The organism is Brevundimonas sp. (assembly GCF_036963785.1).
GTDB lineage: Bacteria > Pseudomonadota > Alphaproteobacteria > Caulobacterales > Caulobacteraceae > Brevundimonas.
Genome location: NZ_JBALUS010000009.1, coordinates 1,700 through 20,993, shown reverse-complemented (window position 1 = coordinate 20,993; position 19,294 = coordinate 1,700). Strand labels below are relative to the sequence as shown.

The following is a 19,294-nucleotide window of genomic DNA, read 5'->3' as shown; positions in this document are numbered from 1 at the left end:
GTTTTCGGGTTTCGCCCGACAGTCGCGTAAGGTGTGAGTATGGATCGCAGACGGTTTCTTCTGGCTTCGGTGGCGGGTGCGGGTCTGGCTGGCCTTGCCGCCTGTGGACGCGGCCAGAGCAACGGCACTGCGACCCCTGTGGCCCTCGATGCCGATGTCGAGGAGCTGCAAAAGCGCACCTTCGACTGGTTCCGCCATGTCACCGACCCGCGCACCGGCCTGACGCCGGATCGCTGGCCCACCCCCTCATTTTCGTCGGTCGCGGCTGTGGGCTTTGCCCTGGCCTGCTGGCCGGTCGGCGTCGAGCGCGGCTGGATGACGCGCGAGGAAGCCCGCGACATCACCCTGACGACCATCCGCTTCTTCCACGACGCCCCCCAGGGGCCCGAGGCGACCGGCGTGACCGGCTACAAGGGCTTCTTCTACCACTTCCTCGACATGGACACCGGCCACCGCTTCGGCACGACCGAGCTGTCGACGGTCGACACCGCCCTGCTGCTGGGCGGCATGCTGTTCGCGGCCCGCTATTTCGACGGCGAGGACGCCGGCGAGGCCGAAATCCGCGAGAAGGCCCAGGCCATCTACGACCGGGTCGAGTGGGACTGGGCGGTCGTCCGCCCCAACCTCATTTCCATGGGCTGGCACCCCGAGACCGGCCACATCCCGCACGACTGGCATGTCTATAACGAGGGCATGATCGTCCTGCTGCTGGCCATGGGCAGCACGACCCACCCGGTCGCGCCTGAGGTCTGGACCGAGTGGTGCTCCGTCTACGGCGACAGCTGGACGGACGCATACGGCACCCCGCACCTGCATTTCGCCCCGATGTTCGGCCATCAGTACAGCCATATGTTCATCGACTTCCGCGGCATCCGCGATGCCTGGATGCGCGAGAGATCGGCCGAGATCGGTGACTTCGACTATTTCCAGAACAGCGTCCGCGCCGCCGAGGCCCAGCAGTTCTACGCCCGCACCAACCCCATGGGCTGGGTCGGCTATGACGACGAGGTGTGGGGCCTGACCGCCTGCGACGGCCCGGGCGATTTCACCCAGACCATCAACGGCCGCGAGCGTGAGTTCTTCAGCTATTCCGCGCGTGGGCCGGGCGAGCGCGACGACGGCACCATCGCGCCGACCGCCGCCATGGCCTCCATGCCCTTCGCCCCGGATGCGGTCACCGCCTGCCTCAAGGCCATGAAGGCCCGCTATGGCGAGGCCCTGTACACGCAGTGGGGCTTCCTCGACTCCTTCAACCCGACCCTGACGGAACGGGACGGGCCGCTGATGCACGGCCAGATCGTGCCCGACATCGGCTGGGTGAATGGCGACTATCTGGGCATCGACCAGGGCCCCATCGTGGTCATGATCGAGAACCACCGCAGCAACCTCGTCTGGACCCACATGCACGGCGAGCCCAATCTGATCCGGGGCCTTCAGCGCGCCGGGTTCGAGGGCGGCTGGCTGGACCGCGCATGACACTGATCCGGCCCGACCGCAGGACGGCACTGGGCTGGCTGGCCGGATCGACGGCAGCGCTTGCGACCGCCGGCTGTTCGGGCCGCAGCGATGGACGTACGCCCCTGACCTTCTGGGCCATGGGCGCGGAGGGCACGGCCGTGCCGCAACTGGTGCCCGAGTTCGAGCGCCGCAATCCCGGCATCGCGGTCGAGGTCCAGGCCGTGCCCTGGACCGCTGCTCACCAGAAACTGCTGACCGCCTATGCTGGCGACTCCCTCCCGGACATCAGCCAGATCGGCAACACCTGGGTGTCGGAAATGGCGGCCATCGGGGCCCTGTCGCCGACGCCGGCCTTTGCCTCCGACCTGTTGACCGATCAGTTCGCGGCCGTGCTCGAAACCAACCGCGTCGACGGTCAGGCCGTCGCTACCCCCTGGTATGTCGACACCCGCCTGCTGTTCTGCCGCACCGATATCCTGGCCCGCGCGGGCTATGACACCGTCCCCGTCACCTGGGCAGAGTGGAAGGCTTCCATGCACGCAATCAAGCGGGTGGCGGGCGAGGGCAACCATGCAATCCTTTTGCCGGTCAATGAGTTCGAGCAGCTTCTGACCTTCGGACTTCAGGCCGACGAACCCCTGCTGGCCGATCAGGCCACACGCGGAAACTTTTCCAGCCCCGGCTTCATCGCGGCGCTCGCCTTTTACAAGAGCCTGTTCGACGAGGGCCTGGCCCCGCTGGTGTCCGCCACCCAGATCTCGAACGTCTGGACCGAGTTCCAGCGCGGCTATTTCAGCTTCTATTTCTCGGGTCCGTGGTCGATCGGCGATTTCCGTCGCCGCCTGCCGCCCGAGACCCAGTGGGCCACCGCCGGCATTCCGGGGCCCGACGGCCCCGGCGCCTCGGCCCCCGGCGGCTCCTCTCTGGCCGTGTTTCGCTCCACCCGCCACCCCGAGGCCGCCTGGGCCTGGGTGCGTTACCTGCTCGAGCCCGAGACCCAGGTCCGCTTCAACCAGATCACCGGCAGCCTCCCGGCCCGCGAAAGCGCATGGTCGGCGCCGGCGCTCGCCTCGGATCCGATGATCCTGCCGTTCAAGGCCCAGCTGGCCCGCGCCGAGGCCGTGCCCAAGGCCCCGGAGTGGGAGCGGATCGTGACCGAGATGCAGATCGTCGCCGAGCGCATGGTGCGCGGCGAATACACACCCGAGACCGCCGCCGCCGAGATTGACCGCCGCGCCGACCGCCTGCTTGAAAAACGCCGCTGGATGCTGGAGCGGGGAGGGGCCTCATGACCATGCAGACCGTCACGGCCCCCGCCGCCACGCGCGAGGCGACCCGTCCGCCCCGGCGTTCCGATCACCGCAGGCGCAGCCGCGCCGCCTGGGGCTTTGTCGCCCCGTCGCTGATCGCCATCGGCCTGTTCTTCGTCATCCCGATGGTCTCGGCCCTGCTGCTCAGCCTGACCGACTTCGACATCTACGCGCTCGCCGATCTGAACAATCTGCGCTTCGTCGGCCTCGACAACTATCAGAACCTGCTGGGCAACGCCCTGTTCTGGGGCGCGATGAAGAACACCGTCTGGTTCAGCGTCCTGGGCGTGCCCCTGACGCTGGCCGTGTCGCTGGCCGCCGCCGTGATCCTCAACGCCCGCATGGTGCTGTGGCGGCCCATCTGGCGGGTCATGTTCTTTGCCCCCTATGTGACGACCCTGGTCGCCACGGCGGTGCTCTGGAACTATCTGCTGCACACCCGCTACGGCATCATCAACTGGGGCCTGACCTCGGTCGGCCTGCCCGCCGTCGACTGGCTGGGCCAGCCCTCGACCTCCATCCCGGCCATCCTGATGTTCGTGGTGTGGAAGACCTTCGGCTACAATATGCTGATCTTCCTGGCCGTGCTCCAGACTGTCCCGGACGAGCTGTACGAGGCCGCCCGCATCGACGGCGCCGGCCCGTGGAAACAGTTCCGCCATGTGACCCTGCCGGCCATCGCACCGACCCTGCTGCTGGTCAGCATCATCTCGGTCGCCGCCTTCTTCCAGCTGTTCGCCGAGCCCTATGTGATGACCCAGGGCGGGCCCGCCCAGTCGACTGTGACCGTCCTGTACTTCATGTATGAAGAGGGCTTCAAATGGTGGAACCTCGGCTCCGCCTCGGCCGTGGCCTTCATCCTGTTCCTGTGCATCTTCGCCATCACCCTGATCCAGCTGTGGGTGTCGAAGCGTCTGGGGGCCACGTCATGAAGCTCAAACCCCGCGTCATCGCCCTGAACCTGGCCGTGGGCTTCATCGCCCTGATGGTGCTGTTCCCCTTGGCCTGGATGGTCTCGGTCAGCTTCATGCAAACGGGTGAGGCCGCCACCTTCCCGCCGCCGCTGCTGCCCGACAGCTGGACGCTCGAACACTACCGCACCCTGTTCGTCACTCAGGGCATGGGGCAGTACCTCTGGAACAGCTTTGCGCTGGCCACCATGGCCACCCTTCTGGCGCTCGGCTTTACGGTCCCGGCCGGCTACGCCTTTGCCAAGCTGAAGTTCGCCGGGCGCGACCGGCTCTTTCAACTGTTGATCGGCGCCCTGGTCATCCCGGCCCAGATCGGCACCCTGCCGCTGTTCCTGATGCTGAAGGGCATGGGGCTGGTGAACACCTATGCCGGCGCTCTGGTGCCCTGGCTGGCGTCGATCTTCGGCCTGTTCCTGGTCCGCCAGTATGCCCTGTCCATTCCTGACGAGATGCTCGAGGCCGCCCGCGTTGACGGCGCGACCGAGGGCCAGATCTTCCGTCGCGTGGTCCTGCCGACCATGCAGCCGATCATCGTCACGCTCGGCTTGTTCGTCTTCCTCGGCAGCTGGAACGACTTCCTCTGGCCGCTGATCATTCTGACCGATCAGTCCAACTACACCCTGCCGGTCGCATTGGCTGCCATGTCGCGCGAGCATGTGCAGGACATTGAAATGATGATGGCCGGCTCGGTCATCACCGTCGCCCCCGTGCTGATCCTCTTCCTCGCGCTGCAGCGCTATTACATTCGGGGAATGCTGGCCGGCAGCGTCAAGGGTTGAGACAGGAGTGTTGCCCATGCCCATGATCCGAAACGGTCTTTTTGCGATCGCTGCGTGTCTTCTGACGGCCGCGCCCGTCGTGGCCCAGGACACCCGCGTGCTCGACGCCTTCGAGACGACCGGCGCCTGGGAAGCCGACGCCTCGACCGATGTGACCTCGACCATCCGCACCGTGCCCGGGCGCGAGGGACAGGCCCTGCGCCTCGACTTCGACTTCAACGGCCGCGCCGGCTACGCCTTTGCCGCGCGCGAGATCGACGTCACCCTCCCGGAAAACTACGAGATCAGCTTCTGGGTGCGCGGCGTCGGCCCGCTCAACACCTTCGAGGTCAAGTTCACCGACGCGGAGAACGAGAACGTCTGGTGGCGCCAGACCACCCGCTATGACTTCCCCGACGACTGGACCCTGTTCACCATCAAGCGCCGCCAGGTGACCAAGGCCTGGGGCCCGGGCGAGGACCCCGTGCTGCGTCAGGCCGAGCGGATGGAGTTCGTCGTGGTCGCCGCCGAGGGCGGGTCCGGCCATATCGAGATCGACCAGTTGACCCTGCGCGAACTGCCGCCCGAGCCCGCCGTGCCGCCGCGCCCGCTGGCGTCGGCCACATCCGAGGCCGAGGGCTTTTCCGCCACCAACGCCGTCGACGGCGATCCCTCGACCGTCTGGCGCACCGCCGACGGCGGCTTCCAGAACCTGACCCTCGACCTCGGCTATGAGCGCGAGTTCGGCGGCCTGACCCTGCGCTGGCAGGACGACGGCTGGGCCGACCGCTATCGCATCGACATCTCGAACGACGGGACCGACTGGACCTTCCTGACCCAGGTCGACTACGGCGACGGCGGCACTGACTGGCTGCGCCTGCCCGAGACCTCGGCCCGCTACATCCAGCTGCAGCTGCTCGACGGCATGCCGACCTATGGCCTCGCGGAGGTCGAGATCGAGCCGCTTGCCTTCGGCGCAGACCAGACCGCCTTCATCACCGCCGTGGCCTCGGAATCGCGGCGCGGTCTCTACCCCCGGGGGTTCCATGGCGAGCAGCCCTACTGGACCCTGGTCGGGGTCGACGGCGGCGGCGAAAGCGGCCTGATGGGCGAGGACGGCGCCATCGAGCTGCGCCGCGGCGGCCCCTCGATCGAACCCTTCCTGCTGGAAGACGGCCGCCTGACCACCTGGGCCGACGTCAACATCACCCAGGGGCTGCGCGACGACGACCTGCCCATGCCCTGGGTCCAGTGGCAGACCGACGGCCTGACGCTGAAGATCGAGGCCTTCGCCGACGGCACGCCCGAGACCTCCCGCCTGTTCGGCCGCTACCATCTGACCAACACCTCGGACCGCGCCCGGACCGTCACCCTGGCCCTGATGGCGCGCCCCTATCAGGTCAATGGACCGAAGCAGTTCCTCGCCGTCCCGGGCGGCGTCGGCCCCATCGCCCAGATCGACTGGACCGGGGGCGAGCTGGTGCTGAACGACGACACCCGCGTGCGCCCGCTGGTGATGCCCGATGCGGTCGCTGCCTCCCTGTTCGCGGCGGGTGCGGATCCCCACAGCCTGCTGACCCAGCCGGATCGTCGCCAGCCCGTGGACGCGCGCCTTGTCGAGTCCGATGACGGCCTGATGGCCGGGGCGCTGTTCTATGAGGTCACCCTACAGCCCGGCGAAACCCGCCAGTTCGGCTGGATGCTGCCCATGGCCGGTGTCCCAGATCCGCTGCCGGTCGCCGGCTCGGTCGAGGCCGCTCTGGATGCCGTCGAGGACCGCGTCGCCGCCGACTGGCGCGCAAAGATCGACCGCGTCGACCTGATCCTGCCGCCCCAGGCCCAGCAGGTCGAGGATGTGCTGAAATCCTCGCTGGCCCACATCCTGATGTCGCGTCAGGGGCCGATCCTCCAGCCCGGGACCCGCTCCTACAACCGCTCCTGGATCCGCGACGGCGCCATGATCGCCGAAGGGCTGAACCGCCTCGGTCACGCCGACATCTCGGCCGACTATCTGCGCTGGTTCGCCCCCTATGTGTTCGACAACGGCAAGGTGCCCTGCTGCGTCGACGCGCGCGGCGCCGATCCGGTCCCCGAGAACGACAGCCACGGCGAGTTCGTCTTCCTCGCCGCCGAGGTCTATCGCTACACCGGCGACCGCGCCCTGCTGCGCGATGTCTGGCCCCAGGTCGAGGGCGCCATCGCCTATATGGACGAACTGCGCGGCGAGACCCGCACGGCCGAGTTCCAGACACCCGACACCCGCCACCTCTACGGCCTCCTGCCGCCGACCATCAGCCACGAGGGCTATTCCGACAAACCGGCCTATTCCTACTGGGACGATTTCTGGGGTCTGGTCGGCTACCGCGACGCCGTCTTCATCGCCGACGTGCTGGGCGAGGACGCGGCCGAGGCCCGCTTCGCCGCCGGCCGCGATCAGTTCAGCACCGACATCGCCAATGCCATAGTCGCCACCGCTGCCTTCCATGACATCGACTGGATTGCGGGCGCGGCCGACCGGGGCGATTTCGACGCCACCTCGACCACCATCGGCCTGTCGCCCGGCGGGCTGATCGACGTCCTGCCCCAGGACCTGCTGCGCCGGACCTTCGACCTCTACTGGCTGAATTTCGAGGCGCGTCGCACCGGCGACTGGACCCCCCTGATGGCCGAGGACTGGGAGCCCCGGCCCGACTGGGGCGACTACACCCCCTATGAGCTGCGCTCGGTCGGCGCCTTCGTGCGGCTGGGCCAGCGCGACCGCGCGATCTCCGCCTTCGACTATTTCTTCGGCGACCTGCGTCCGCAGGCCTGGAACGGCTGGGCCGAGGTGGTCGGTCGGGATGCGCGCGAGCCCCGCTTTATCGGCGACATGCCCCACGCCTGGATCAGCTCCGACTACATCCGTTCGGCGCTGGACCTGTTCGTCCACGAACGCGACCGCGACCACGCCCTGGTGCTGGCCGCCGGCATCCCGCTGGACTGGATCGAGACGGAGGAGGGGGTCGGTATCCGCAATCTGCGCACCCCCTATGGCCCGGTCAGCTGGCACCTGCGGCAGGAGGGCCGCGGCTATGTGCTCGACCTCGACACCACCGCCACGCCGCCCGGCGGCTTCGTCCTTGCCTGGCCCGAAGGCAGCGAGGCCCGCACAGCCCGCATCGACGGCCGCCCCGTCGACTGGTCCGGCGGCGATCTGATCCTGCCCCCCGGCACCCGGAGGGTCGAGCTGCGCTAGGAGACCATTTCCCCTCTCCCGTGGGAGAGGGGGTAGGGGGTGAGGGGCTCTCCCTCACCTTCGGCGTGAGCCGTCGCGTCGGTCCTGCCACGGCCGTCGCCGAATGAAGCCGCCGACCCTCATCCGGCGCTCACGCGCCACCTTCTCCCATCGGGAGAAGGGACCGCGCGCTAGGTCGGACGCCTCAGCCATCCTGACCGCCCTCGAATTCCCCCGTCCTTCCAACACCCCTCGCGTTTCCCGCGCCGACTTTCCCGCCTCACCGGGGGCCTGTGCCACACTGCTCGCGTCCTGTCGCACGGAGGGCTCGTAAGGCCTGCGACCTTGTGAGCGGCAGGAGCGATGGAGCGGGATCAGGCCTCAGGGCCTGAGCACCCTCGATCTCCGCCTCCGGGTGCGGGATCGAGGCAAGGGTCGAGGGGGATACTCGGCCGTTCCGGGACGGGTCGCAGGCCCCGCCCGCCCGCCGGGGGCGCTGCGGTAAGGCGATAACACCGCCACCCGACGCAAGCTCCCGGAAAACCACCCGCGCGGAGCGTCTGTCTTCGTCGAAACGGTATTATTCATCTTCTCCGGGCGAAGGCCCGGCGCTCCGCCTGCCCTCCACCTCTGCCCTGCAGGCGAGAGGAAAAGAGTCGTGCACTCATCTCCTCCCCGTTCGCGGGTAGGGGGACCACGGAGTGGTGGAGGGGGCGGCACCGCTGTCAGAAATCAGGAGCGCCCGCTGCCGGCCTACAGCCGCTGGAACGCCTTGCCGTCCGCGTCGAACAGATAGGCGTGTTCGGCCTGCAGTTTCAGCTCCAGCCGGTCGCCCGACTTCGGTCGTTCCGACCCGGCCAGCTGGGCCGTCATGCTGTCGTGGCCCTCGCCGATATCGATATAGGCATAGGTGGCATTGCCCAGCGTCTCGACAAAGTCGGCCCGGCCGTGGATGGCCTCGCCCGGCCCGTCCAGCGACAGATGCTCGGGGCGGATCCCCAGCGTCAGCTTATCGCCCGGCTTCGCGCCCTCGGCCTTGACCGCCGCCCGCAGCGTATCGCCGCCGGCGGTCTTCAGCACGGCGCCCGCCGGCCCGGCCTCGACCAGGGTGACGGCGATCATATTCATCTTGGGACTGCCGATGAATTCGGCGACGAAACGGTTGCAGGGGTGCTCATACAGGTCCATCGGCGCGCCGACCTGTTCGATCACCCCGCCGTTCAGCACCACGATCCGGTCGGCCAGGGTCATGGCCTCGATCTGGTCGTGCGTCACATAGACCATGGTGGTCTTCAGCCGCTGGTGCAGGGCCGCGAATTCGTAGCGCATGCGGACCCGCAGGGCCGCGTCCAGATTCGACAGGGGCTCGTCGAACAGGAAGACCTCGGGCTCGCGTACAATGGCCCGGCCGATGGCCACCCGCTGGCGCTGTCCGCCCGACAGGGCCTTGGGCTTGCGGTCCAGATAGTCGGTGATGTTCAGGATGGCGGCCGCCGCATCGACGCGCCGCTCGATCTCGGCCTTGTCGTGCTTGGCCAGCTTCAGGCCAAAGGCCATGTTCTCGCGCACCGTCATGTGCGGGTACAGCGCATAGGACTGGAAGACCATGGCGATGCCCCGGTCCGAGGGCGACAGCTCATTGACCACCCGGTCGCCGATCACGACCTCACCGGCGCTGACATCCTCCAGCCCGGCGATGGTGCGCAGCAGGGTCGACTTGCCACAGCCCGACGGCCCGACGAACACGACGAACTCTCCGTCGGCGATGTCGAGGTCGATGCCCTTCAGCACCTGCACGGCGCCAAAGTCTTTTCGCACGCCGTTGAGACGGACGCCTGCCATCGCGCTTCCTGCCCTTCGTTTCTCGTTGGCGTCAACGTAACCGGTTACAGGCCCCGATCAAGCGCGGTGTCACCTGCTCATGACATTTGATCGGAGAGAGGAAGGAGTGGTGGATGCGACAGGGATTGAACCTGTGACCCCCTCGGTGTGAACGAGGTGCTCTCCCGCGAACGCATTGACTTTGTTGAGCTTCAAGTCGCGACGTTTCTGGGTTCGTTCATGTTTTTTTGGTGGGGTTTCTGGGGGATTTCCGGGGGGAGGGGCAGAACGGTCAGGGCTGCGGCAAAGCTTCGAACCCCGACACCCTCATGCGGGTCAGATATTGACGCCACTGGAGCGTCGCGTCGCCGAATAGCTCCAGGCTGGTTCGTAGGGTTGGGCCATCGCCGTGGTAGAGCAGGACATACTCCCGCTCCGTTCCGGTGAAGCCGGGCATGTGCACCAGCTCGACGGTGCCGCCCAGCCAATTGTCCTCCCGATGTTCTCCATGCTTTGCGGTATTGGCGATGTCCCTGAACGCTGGCTGCATCGGCACGGCTTCGGCGATCGCCTTTTTGTATGCGCCAGCATTGAGGCCGTTGCGCCTGTCCCGTTGGATCAGGGCCTTAATGGTCCAATCTTCCAGTGATTGCGCCGTTATGGCGAAATTGATCGCGCCATAGAGCGTCGCGATCACATCGAAAGGGCGCTTGGTTCGCGCTGCCTGAAGTTGGTTCGCTTCCCATTGCAGCTTGATCCAAATGTGCATCGCACCGCCTGACACAGCCAGTAGGCGATCCGGGGCGCTCTTCGATCGCTGTCGAGTCATGCGGCAACGTATGGCACAGGTTGATCCTCGGGTGACGGCATCTTCGACCGCGCGACATTGCGGTCGCCCAGATCATTCTGCCGTCGTCAGCCAAGAGCCCGACGCGCGCGTGCCTGATGGCTCGGCCGATGATGTCCGTAGAACTCCTCAAGGGTCTTGATGGTCATGCCGGTGTAGCCGGCGGCCTCCCAAGGTGGAACGTCCTGCTCCATCAGCCAGGTCGCGCAGGTGTGACGCATCCAATGCGGCGTGACTTCCCGCGCCAGCCCGGCATCGCGCACGATACCCTCGAAGCCGGTGCGGATGCGCCCCGCCAGCGCCCGGCCACCATGGTGGAGAACGGTGACTGGAGGCGGTTCACCGCGAGCTTTGGCCGCCGCGACATCCAGACGCCGCCAACGACGCATGTGGGCCAGCAGCCGACCTGGCATCTTCACCAATGGGCGGCGCTTGGTCCTGTGGTCGCGCTCCGCCCTGCCGCGCCGGTAGATGATCCCCGCCTCCAGATCGACCCAGGCCTGGGTCGGGGATTCCTCCCAAAGCAGTTTCGGCAGAACGCCCGGCCGGGTGCCGGTGTAAAGCCCGATCAGCAGGAAGCGGCGAAGGTGGGCGCGGTTCTTCCGGCTCGATTCCTGAAGTCGGCGCCAGCGTCCCGTCTGCGGGTCAAACCGCCAGCCCATCGCGGCCTTCAAAAGACGCGCCGCTTCGTTACGGGTCAGCGCATCGCGAGACCCCTCGGCCTTCGCAGGCAGCACGACTTTCGGGCGGCGCGTGAGGGGATGTTCTTCGGCCCAGTAGCCTATGGCAGCGGACAGGTCTTCGAGTTCCCGCCTTGCGGCTTGGTCGCTGACGCGGGGCGCGTCTGACGAGTTTTTGTAGGCCTTGATCGGTTGCTGCACGCGCCATGAGACATAGTCGGTGCAGGAGGATCGCTTGATGTCGGCGAGCGACGATTCGCCCCAGTAGGCCAAGAGAGCCTCAAGGCGCCCCTTGCATGAAACAGGGTCAGCCACGCGCGGGGCCTTCTCAGTGGCGTAGAGCGCGATGACGTCGGCGATCAGAACGTCGGCGGGGTCGCGGGTGCCGCGATCTGCGGTTTCCGGCGACCACTTGGCGTCGATGTAGGCGCTGAGCGCTTGCTCAGCTGCTTCACGGCGATCCGGGCCGAAGCCAGTGCTGATCTCTTTCGATCCATCCCGGATGACCCAGACCGACCCCGTGCCTCGTTCGGGGCGGCCACGCCGCAGATAGAGTCTTGCGCCTTTCGATCTGCGGGCCATGGGACGGAACTCGGATGAAACAGGGACTTCAAGGCTGCTGGGGTGACGTAAAATCTGCCTGCCACTTTTGCCGTGGGGAGGCGGCCTTTGCGGATTTCAGTGCGGAGCGAGGACAGGGTGAGCGGCCCGTGCGGGTAGAAGACCGCGACCGCCTCAACCAAGGTCATTGGCTCGTCATCGGCCCAGTCGTCTGGAAAGGGACGACGAAGAAGACGGGCGCCGGGGTCGTGGGCCATGCTTCACTCGTCAGCCCGCTCGTTGGTTACGTCTTCGGGGGCCGGTGGCCCCACCACGACCACCACGGCTTCGGGCGGGATGGCGCGCATGACCGGGATGGTCTGGGTCATCGGCGGCTCAGCGATCCGCGCCTTCCATTCCGCGTCGCTGATTCCCCGATCGTTCCAAACGTAGCCGGTGTCGGGGCCGCGCATGTTGACGCAGCGGGTGAAGCCCTGGGTCTGGAGGTAGGCGACGGCGTTGCGGGCACGCTGGTCGGGAGTGCGGTCGGCATCCGGACCGGTAGTCGGCCCGGCGTCGCCCAGGGCCTTGACCATCGCCACCATCGAGACTGGAACGTCGGCCTCGTCCAGCAGGCGTGCTACGATCGGCAGGTCGGCCCGCACCGTGGCCAGACGCGGATCGCGCCACTCCAGGACGTAGGAGAAGGTCCAAACGTCGATCGCGTTGCCAAGATCGAACATCGGCCGATGTCCATGCTTGGCAACGCGATCGACGTTGAAGCTGGCGAGATCGATCAGCGCGGCCATGGGCCCCTCCACGGTGACGGTCATGTCGCCGGCGCCCCGACCGTCGGTGACCGAGCCGGGCGTCGGCGCCAGCACGATCCGCGTGATCAGTCCGCGCAGCAGTTCCTTGGCCCGCGAGGCCTCGGCGTCGTCAGCCTGGAGCATGGCGTGCAGGTCATCCAGCGTGCCCGAGATCGAGGCGATGATCGCCTCGACGTCGCCGCCGACGGGCGGAGGGGGTGGTGCCTGCTTGACCTGACGCTCCAGGCCTCGTTTCTCGGCGCCCAGGCGCTCCAGCTCGGCGAGCAGCATCTGGCTGGCGAAGGAGGATTCTGCGGCGCCGCCCAGCTGGACCATCAGGTTGGAGATGCGCTGGTCGATGTCCTTGAGACGACCGCCCTGGCTCTGGACCTTGGCGGCGTGGTCGGCGCGGGCGCGTTCGACCTCCTCGCGGAAGGCCGACAGGGCGGGACCGAGGACGGCCGTGTTCAGGACGTGGACCTTAACGCGGTTGAAGATGGAGGTTTCAACCGCCTCGCGCGGCACGCGCCGGGAGTTGGAGCAGATGCCCTTCTGCTGACGGCCCGTGCAGACGTACTTCCCGCCGCTGACGATGCAGGTGGAGTTGCAGACGCCGCAGTGGACCTTGCCGGTGAAGACGTATTCGACCTTGCGCTTGGTGTGGAACGGCCGGTCGAAGTTCGCCGCCAAACGCGCCTGATTGCGGTCCCACAGATCCCGATCGACAATGGCCAGCTCCGGGTGCTGCATGATCATGCGCTCGGAAGCGGCGGTGAACCGCGTCTTGATCCGACCCTTGCGGCGACGGCGGCTCGTCTTCCTGAACTGGTACTCGCCGACGTAGATCGGGTTGCGCAGGATGCCGAGGCCGCCGTGGCGATTGCCGAGCAGCGCCCCGGGTCGCCAGCCCTTGCCCTTCGGCCCCGGAACGCCCTCGGCGTTCAGGGTGGCGCAGATCTCGAACGTGGTACGGCCGGCGTCGAACTCCTCATGGATGCGTTGGACGATCGCAGCCCGTTCGGGGTGCTTTTCGCGCAGGCCGTTGATCGCTTCGCCGCGTGCGTCGACCTTCAGAACCTTGCGGTAGCCGTAGGCGACGGCGCCGGACATGCGACCCTGGCTGATCGCGAGCTCCTGGCCGCGCTTGGACTTCTGAGCGTTCTGCTTGATGAACTCCTCGTTTTGGACCGCCTTGAAGGCCAGTTCGATGTTGGTCACCACGCCGCCGACCACCGTGCAGATGACGATGTCCAGTTCGTCCAGGTCCTTTGCGAGCTTATGCATGTCAGCCGCGTCACGGCTGGTGCGATCGATGTCTTCGACCAGCAGGACGTCGAACTCGCCTCGGTCGGCGGCCGCCAGCATTTCGAACAGCCCCGCCCGGCCCATGGTGGTGGTGCCGGACCGTTCGGAGTCGCTGAACCGCTTGTACTCAATCCACTGACGCTCAACGGCGTAGGCGGCGCAGAGGCGCTCCTGGCCCTCGATGGACGTCTGCTTCTGGCGATCGGTCGAGAAGCGGCTGTAAATGGCGACCCGGCTGCCGGGCGGGGGCAGGGCGCGCATCAGTGCAGTCCCCCTGCTTCGGACGGCTGGACGAGGGGATGCGGGCCATGCGCGGTCGCCTCGTAGACCTTACGGCCGACGACCAGCAGCAGCTGCTCGTAGTCGCTGCCCACGCCCTCTATCGCAGTCTGCAGACCACCGGCGCTGTCGGTGCCGAGGGTGATGTTCACGACGCGTCCTCCAACCCGGTTCACGTCGTGGAACAGGGACCGGATGATGTCCCGGTCGACCGACGCGGCGGCCAGGTGGATGGCGACGCGGCTCACTGGGCGCCCCCTGTCACCTGAGTCCGCGCCGACAGGCGCGCCACCGCCAGGGCGAGCGGCAGCAGCATGGCGTCCAGTTCGCTCATGCCTTGGCTCAGTTCAGCCTCGCTGCGGCGGCGGCGGTCCTTCGCCAAGGTCTCGGCCATATCGTAGCCGCTCACGTCGATCTGCGAGATCATCCTCTCCTCCTGTGATTGCGCTTGCGCGTCGTGCCGACACTGTTCATAATGTAACCAACATCAAATACCGCATCGTCGATGCGGTTAGTAGTCGCTTCACACGGAACGGTCGGGATGTCAAGCGCGCAAATTTCGCTTCGGTATCGCGAGGGGCAGTTCACGCCCTCAGAGACGGCGGCCATCACCGGCACGCCTCTCCACCTACAGCGCGATTGGCGCAGCCAGGGCCTGCTGCGCCCACGCGAGGGAGGCCGGGCCAGTTTCACGCCGCGCGAGCTGGCCGAAATGCGACTGATGATGCGCTTGCGCGGGTTGGGCGTTTCGCTCCCCAACAGCCGGCGTGTGGCGGTGGAGGCGGCGCCGGGCGTCGTGTTCGCCGCCTTGGCCGATCACCAGAAGCGGACGCTGGCCGTCGATGGAGCCGCTGGCGAAGCCGCCGCCTACATCGACTCGCTCGAACGTGCCGGCGACAATGCTTACATGCTGATCTTGGCCGAACTCGAGGACATGACCCAGGTCTATCGGCACGCCTTCATCGAGGACGGCGAATGCCGACTGCTTTACGCTCTGAGCGAAGACGCTGCCAATGAGACGATCGAGGCTGCGGGCCTGATCAACCTCTGGGCGGTGGCGGCCGCGATCGCAGAGGCCACACCGAGGCCGCTGTTCACACTCGTGATGCCGAAGTGAGGGTTTGGGCGCGGGCTCGGACCGGTCGGAACGGGGCCGCGCAGGTGCCGGAGACGGCCCAACGCACAAGCTGACCGATCACGGTTTTGTATGATCGGCGGTTCAATCACTTAGAAGATTATCGTCGCCCTAACCACCTGCGCTAGTTGCGCGGAACGGCGTTCTCGCACCACCCTCCGGATTGGGAGGGCTGATCATGAAGCGTATGTTCTTTGCCGTGACTGCAACCTTGGCGCTCGCGGCACCGTTCGCGGCCCAGGCCCAGGTGACCCAGACGTTCCGCTATGATGGGCAAGGCCGGGTCTCGGGCGTCGCGACGGCCCAGCCGGCCGGGTCTCGGATTGCGAGCTACGGCTACGACGATGCGAACAACCGCACTGCGCGGAGCCAGTTGGACACGGGTAACACCGCCTTCACCAGCACCCTGCCGTCCGGGAACACCCTGGTGCCGACCCAGCGGCTGCTGTCGCCGAACGGACAGGTGGAGTTCAAGTTCGAGCAGGACGGCAACGTCGTGCTTCGCCAGAGCTCGACCGTCTTGTGGCAGAGCAGCACGGGCAACGGCGCGGCGCTGCGTTTGCAAATGCTGACGGGCGGCAATCTGGTGCTCTACGATCCCGGGGGGACGGCGCTCTGGGCTACGGCGACCAACGGCAACAGCGGTGCCTATCTGGAGGTCCGCAACGACGGCACGGCCGTGATCCTGAACAGCGCGGGCACCACCGTCCTGTGGGAGGTTCCGTAATGTTTCGCCCTGCCCGACGCGCTCTTCTGGGCGCCGGCGTCGCCCTCGCCGTTCTGGCCTATGCTTCGACTTCTGCGGCGCAGGCCCCGCTTCAGGCCCCGCCGCCGTCCAACTATTCCGTTGATGAGCGCGGGGTGGACCTGGCCACCGGCATCTTCGTCATGGGCGAAACGCCTGTGGCGATCGGATCCGGGCCCGGATCGCTGACCTACAGCCGGACCTACATCGGCTCGACCGCTTGGCGGGACAACTGGACCGGCGCACTCAACTCCTCGGGATCGACCTATGCGCTCAGCATCGGTCCGGTATCGGATATATTCACGCGCTCGGGCAACACGTTCACGCCGGTGCGCAACGTCGGCCAGACGCTGACGGTCTCGGGGCTGACCTACACCTACACCATGCCGGATGGGACGGTCGCCGTATTCCAGGGCAGTCTGGTAAGCCCGAGCCAAAGCCCGATCGCCGACAACACGGCGCGTCTGGCGACGCTGGAGCGCCCCAACGGCGAACTGTTCCGGCTGGAGTATGAGACGGTCGTGCAGGAGATCTCGACGCTGCCGTACTACAAGTACGTGCGGCTGATGAACGTCTCCAGCAACACGGGCTATGTTCTGAAGTTCAGCTATCAGGACGACTTCATCAACAACGACGGGTCCAACGCCACGGAGTGGCAGCGGATCACTGGCGTGAAGGCTTACAACCGGGCCGTCTGCACGGATCTGGATCCCGACTGCGACACGTCGATCACCTGGCCCAGCGCGAGCTTTTCCAGCGTCAGCGACTCGACCAGCACGACCTACACCACCACCGACCAGAGCGGGCAGGCGACCAGCCTGGTGAGGTCTACCAACACTATGGAAGTCCGCCTTCCTGACAACCCTTCGACGGCGGCGGTGATCCTCGAATATGACAGTCAGGCGCGGGTGATCAGCTATGAGGCCGGGGGCGGAACCTGGACCTATGCCTACGCCGACGCCGGAGGCCAGCGCACCACCACGGTCACCGCACCCGACACCGGCCAGACAGTTGCGGTGACCAATCTGTCCAACGGCCTGCTGGTGAGCCTGACGGATCCGCTGAACGAGACCACCTCCTTCACCTACGACAGCAATCAGCGACTGACGGGCATTACCTATCCGCAGGGCAATAAGGTGGAATACGCCTATGATGGACGCGGTAACGTCACCACCACGACGCTGAAGCCCCCTACGGGCTCGACCGAGGCCGACATCGTGTCCTCCGCCAGCTATCCCGGCACCTGCTCCAACCCCGTCACCTGCAACCAGCCGACCAGCACGACCGACCCGCGCGGCGGCGTTACCGACTATGTCTACGACTCCACGCATGGCGGGGTGACCAGCATCACCGAGCCCGCGCCAACCACCAGTGCGGCCCGGCCCCAGACCCGCATCACCTATGCCGACCAAAATGCCTGGGTGCGCGACCCCTTCGGCAGCTCCAGCTTCGTTGAGGACCCTGACCCGGTGACGCTGCCGACGGCGGTCTCGGCCTGCACCACCGGCACGTCCTGCGACAACACCGCCACGGAGGTAGAGACCACCGTGACCTATGGCGCGGACAACGTCGCCAACAACCTGAACCCCACGGTCGTGGTGACCGGAGCCGGCAACGGCTCGGTCTCGGCCACAGTGACCCGCACCTATGACCACAACGGCGACGTCCTGACCGAGAGCGGCCCCCTGTCGGGCCAGCTGGTCGAGTACCGCCGCGACGCCTCGCGGCGGGTGACCGGCGTGGTCGGGCCCGACCCGGATGGCTCGGGCGCGCTGGAGCAGAGGGCTCAGCGCGTGACCTACAATGCCTCGGGTCTGCCTGTCCTGGTCGAGGCCGGCACAGTGACCGACTACGGCGATACCGCCTGGGCGTCCTTCACCCCGCTGCAGCGACAGGTCACGACTTACGATGTGCTGAACCGGCCCGTGCAGACCCGCGCCCAGGGGGCGGGTACCAGTCCGACCTACGCTCTGTCCCAAGTCACCTATGACACCTTAGGCCGGGTCCAGTGCCAGGCGGTGCGGATGAACCCCGCCACCTTCGCCAGTCCGCCCACCTCCGCCTGCACGCCGTCAGACGTCGGTCCGTTCGGTCCGGACCGCATTAGCCAGACCACCTATGACCTGGCGGGCCGCGTCACAGCGGTGCAGACCGGGGTTGGCACGAACGCGGCTCTGACCGAGGAAGCGGCCTACTCCGACAACGGCTGGCTAGTCAGCCTGGAGGACGGCGAAGGCAATGGTTCGGTCCTAGAGCGCGACGATCTCGGTCGGGTGGTCAAGCTGCGCTATCCCAATGCGACGGGCGGCGGCACCTCGACGACCGACTATGAAGAATACACCTACGACGCGTCCGGCAATGTTCTGACCTGGCGCGACCGGGGAGGTCAAACCTTCACCATCGGTTACGACGCCCTCGGCCGGGCGACCAGCCTTGCGGGACCGGGCATCGCCACCCGGACGATGACCTATGACAATCTGGGCCGGATGACGGGTCTGACCGCCACGGGCTACTCTATGGCCTGGACCTGGGATGCCCTGAACCGTCAGCTGACCGAGACCGGCGCCCTGGGCACGATAGCCTCACAGTATGACGCGGCCGGCAGGCGGACCCGCCTGACCTGGCCGGACGGCTATTATGCGACCTATGACTGGGACCTGTACGGCGGCTTGGCTGCGGTGCGTGAGAACGGGGCGACGTCGGGGCCGGGCGTGTTGGCGACCTATACCTATGACGATCTCGGCCGGCGCACCGGGGTATCGCGCGGCAACGGGGTGTCGTCGACCTATGGCTATGACGCGGTCTCGCGTCTGTCGTCGCTGGGCCATAACCCCGCCGGCACGGGCCAGGACGTGACCATCACGTTCACACACAATCCGGCGGGCCAGATCGTCGGGCGGACGGTCTCGAACGCCAATTATGTCTATGCCCCCACCATCGGCACGACGGCCTATACTAACGACGGCCTGAACCGGGTGACCCAAGCGGGCAGCACCTCGGTCACCTATGACACGCGCGGCAACATCACTGCCGTACCGGGCGGCAGCTATGGCTATGACACGCAGAACAATCTGACCTCGGCGGGCGGGGCGACCTTCACCTTCGATCCGCTGAACCGGCTTGAGCGCGCGGCCGGCACCGCCACGACCCGGTTCCTCTACGACGGCCTGCAGGTGGTGGGTGAATACCCCGCGACCGGCTCGACCCCGGCGGCGCGCTATGTGCCGGGCATAGGGCTGGACGATGTGGTGGTCTCCTATGCGGGGTCGGGCACCAGCGCGCGGAGCTGGCTGCTGGCCGATGAGCGCCAGTCGGTGATCGGCCTGGCCGATGGGTCTGGGGCTGCCAGCGTTCAGGCCTATGACGAATACGGCGTCCGCGCCGGCGCCTACACCAGCCGGTTCCAGTACACGGGCCAGATG

Annotated in this window: 14 protein-coding genes; 8 read left to right on the top strand and 6 right to left on the bottom strand. The window is 66.8% G+C overall.

The window, feature by feature from the left end; translation table 11 throughout:
* Positions 1-39: 39 nt before the first annotated feature.
* The 5 genes from V7672_RS14690 to V7672_RS14670 are packed head-to-tail and all read left to right on the top strand — an operon-like array spanning position 40 to position 7,732.
* Entirely contained in the window at positions 40-1,476 is a 1,437-nt protein-coding gene (locus tag V7672_RS14690; protein ID WP_335625316.1) for a glucoamylase family protein, read from the top strand.
* Positions 1,473-2,750 carry a sugar ABC transporter substrate-binding protein gene (locus V7672_RS14685; RefSeq protein WP_335625315.1) on the top strand — a complete coding sequence of 426 codons (1,278 nt, stop codon included), beginning with the start codon at positions 1,473-1,475 and terminating at the stop codon, positions 2,748-2,750. The genes V7672_RS14690 and V7672_RS14685 overlap by 4 nt, the downstream gene beginning before the upstream one ends.
* Positions 2,747-3,700: a carbohydrate ABC transporter permease gene (locus tag V7672_RS14680; protein WP_335625314.1), complete on the top strand. Its 954-nt coding sequence runs from the start codon at positions 2,747-2,749 to the stop codon at positions 3,698-3,700. The genes V7672_RS14685 and V7672_RS14680 overlap by 4 nt, the downstream gene beginning before the upstream one ends.
* A complete protein-coding gene (locus V7672_RS14675) occupies positions 3,697-4,518 on the top strand; it encodes a carbohydrate ABC transporter permease (RefSeq protein WP_335625313.1) in 822 nt (273 codons plus the stop codon). The genes V7672_RS14680 and V7672_RS14675 overlap by 4 nt, the downstream gene beginning before the upstream one ends.
* 16 nt (positions 4,519-4,534) lie before the next feature.
* Entirely contained in the window at positions 4,535-7,732 is a 3,198-nt protein-coding gene (locus tag V7672_RS14670; RefSeq protein WP_335625312.1) for a discoidin domain-containing protein, read from the top strand.
* Positions 7,733-8,464: 732 nt separating this feature from the next.
* On the opposite strand, the gene V7672_RS14665 is transcribed toward V7672_RS14670, so the two are convergent.
* The 6 genes from V7672_RS14665 to V7672_RS14640 form a co-directional block, all read right to left on the bottom strand.
* Entirely contained in the window at positions 8,465-9,553 is a 1,089-nt protein-coding gene (locus tag V7672_RS14665) for an ABC transporter ATP-binding protein (RefSeq protein WP_335625311.1), read from the bottom strand.
* Between the two features lie 271 nt (positions 9,554-9,824).
* Positions 9,825-10,301 carry a hypothetical protein gene (locus tag V7672_RS14660; RefSeq protein ID WP_335625310.1) on the bottom strand — a complete coding sequence of 159 codons (477 nt, stop codon included), beginning with the start codon at positions 10,299-10,301 and terminating at the stop codon, positions 9,825-9,827.
* A 146-nt stretch (positions 10,302-10,447) separates the two neighbouring features.
* The gene (locus V7672_RS14655) at positions 10,448-11,641 is read right to left on the bottom strand and encodes a tyrosine-type recombinase/integrase (RefSeq protein WP_335625309.1); all 1,194 of its coding nucleotides are present in this window, start codon (positions 11,639-11,641) and stop codon (positions 10,448-10,450) included.
* 239 nt (positions 11,642-11,880) lie between these two features.
* Positions 11,881-13,974 (bottom strand): recombinase family protein, encoded by a 2,094-nt coding sequence (locus V7672_RS14650; RefSeq protein WP_335625308.1) that lies wholly within the window; start codon positions 13,972-13,974, stop codon positions 11,881-11,883.
* Positions 13,974-14,240 carry a hypothetical protein gene (locus tag V7672_RS14645; protein ID WP_335625307.1) on the bottom strand — a complete coding sequence of 89 codons (267 nt, stop codon included), beginning with the start codon at positions 14,238-14,240 and terminating at the stop codon, positions 13,974-13,976. The genes V7672_RS14650 and V7672_RS14645 overlap by 1 nt, the downstream gene beginning before the upstream one ends.
* Positions 14,237-14,419 (bottom strand): hypothetical protein, encoded by a 183-nt coding sequence (locus V7672_RS14640; RefSeq protein ID WP_335625306.1) that lies wholly within the window; start codon positions 14,417-14,419, stop codon positions 14,237-14,239. The genes V7672_RS14645 and V7672_RS14640 overlap by 4 nt, the downstream gene beginning before the upstream one ends.
* Positions 14,420-14,533: 114 nt before the next feature.
* Here V7672_RS14640 and V7672_RS14635 point away from each other — a divergent pair, with 114 nt between their 5' ends.
* From V7672_RS14635 to V7672_RS14625, 3 genes are all read left to right on the top strand, one after another.
* Positions 14,534-15,109, top strand: a complete 576-nt coding sequence (locus V7672_RS14635) for a helix-turn-helix domain-containing protein (protein WP_335625305.1) — start codon at positions 14,534-14,536, stop codon at positions 15,107-15,109.
* Between the two features lie 196 nt (positions 15,110-15,305).
* Positions 15,306-15,854 carry a hypothetical protein gene (locus V7672_RS14630; RefSeq protein ID WP_335625304.1) on the top strand — a complete coding sequence of 183 codons (549 nt, stop codon included), beginning with the start codon at positions 15,306-15,308 and terminating at the stop codon, positions 15,852-15,854.
* Positions 15,854-19,294: hypothetical protein (locus V7672_RS14625; RefSeq protein ID WP_335625303.1), on the top strand; the 3,441-nt coding region annotated here is incomplete at its 3' end. The genes V7672_RS14630 and V7672_RS14625, both read left to right, overlap by 1 nt.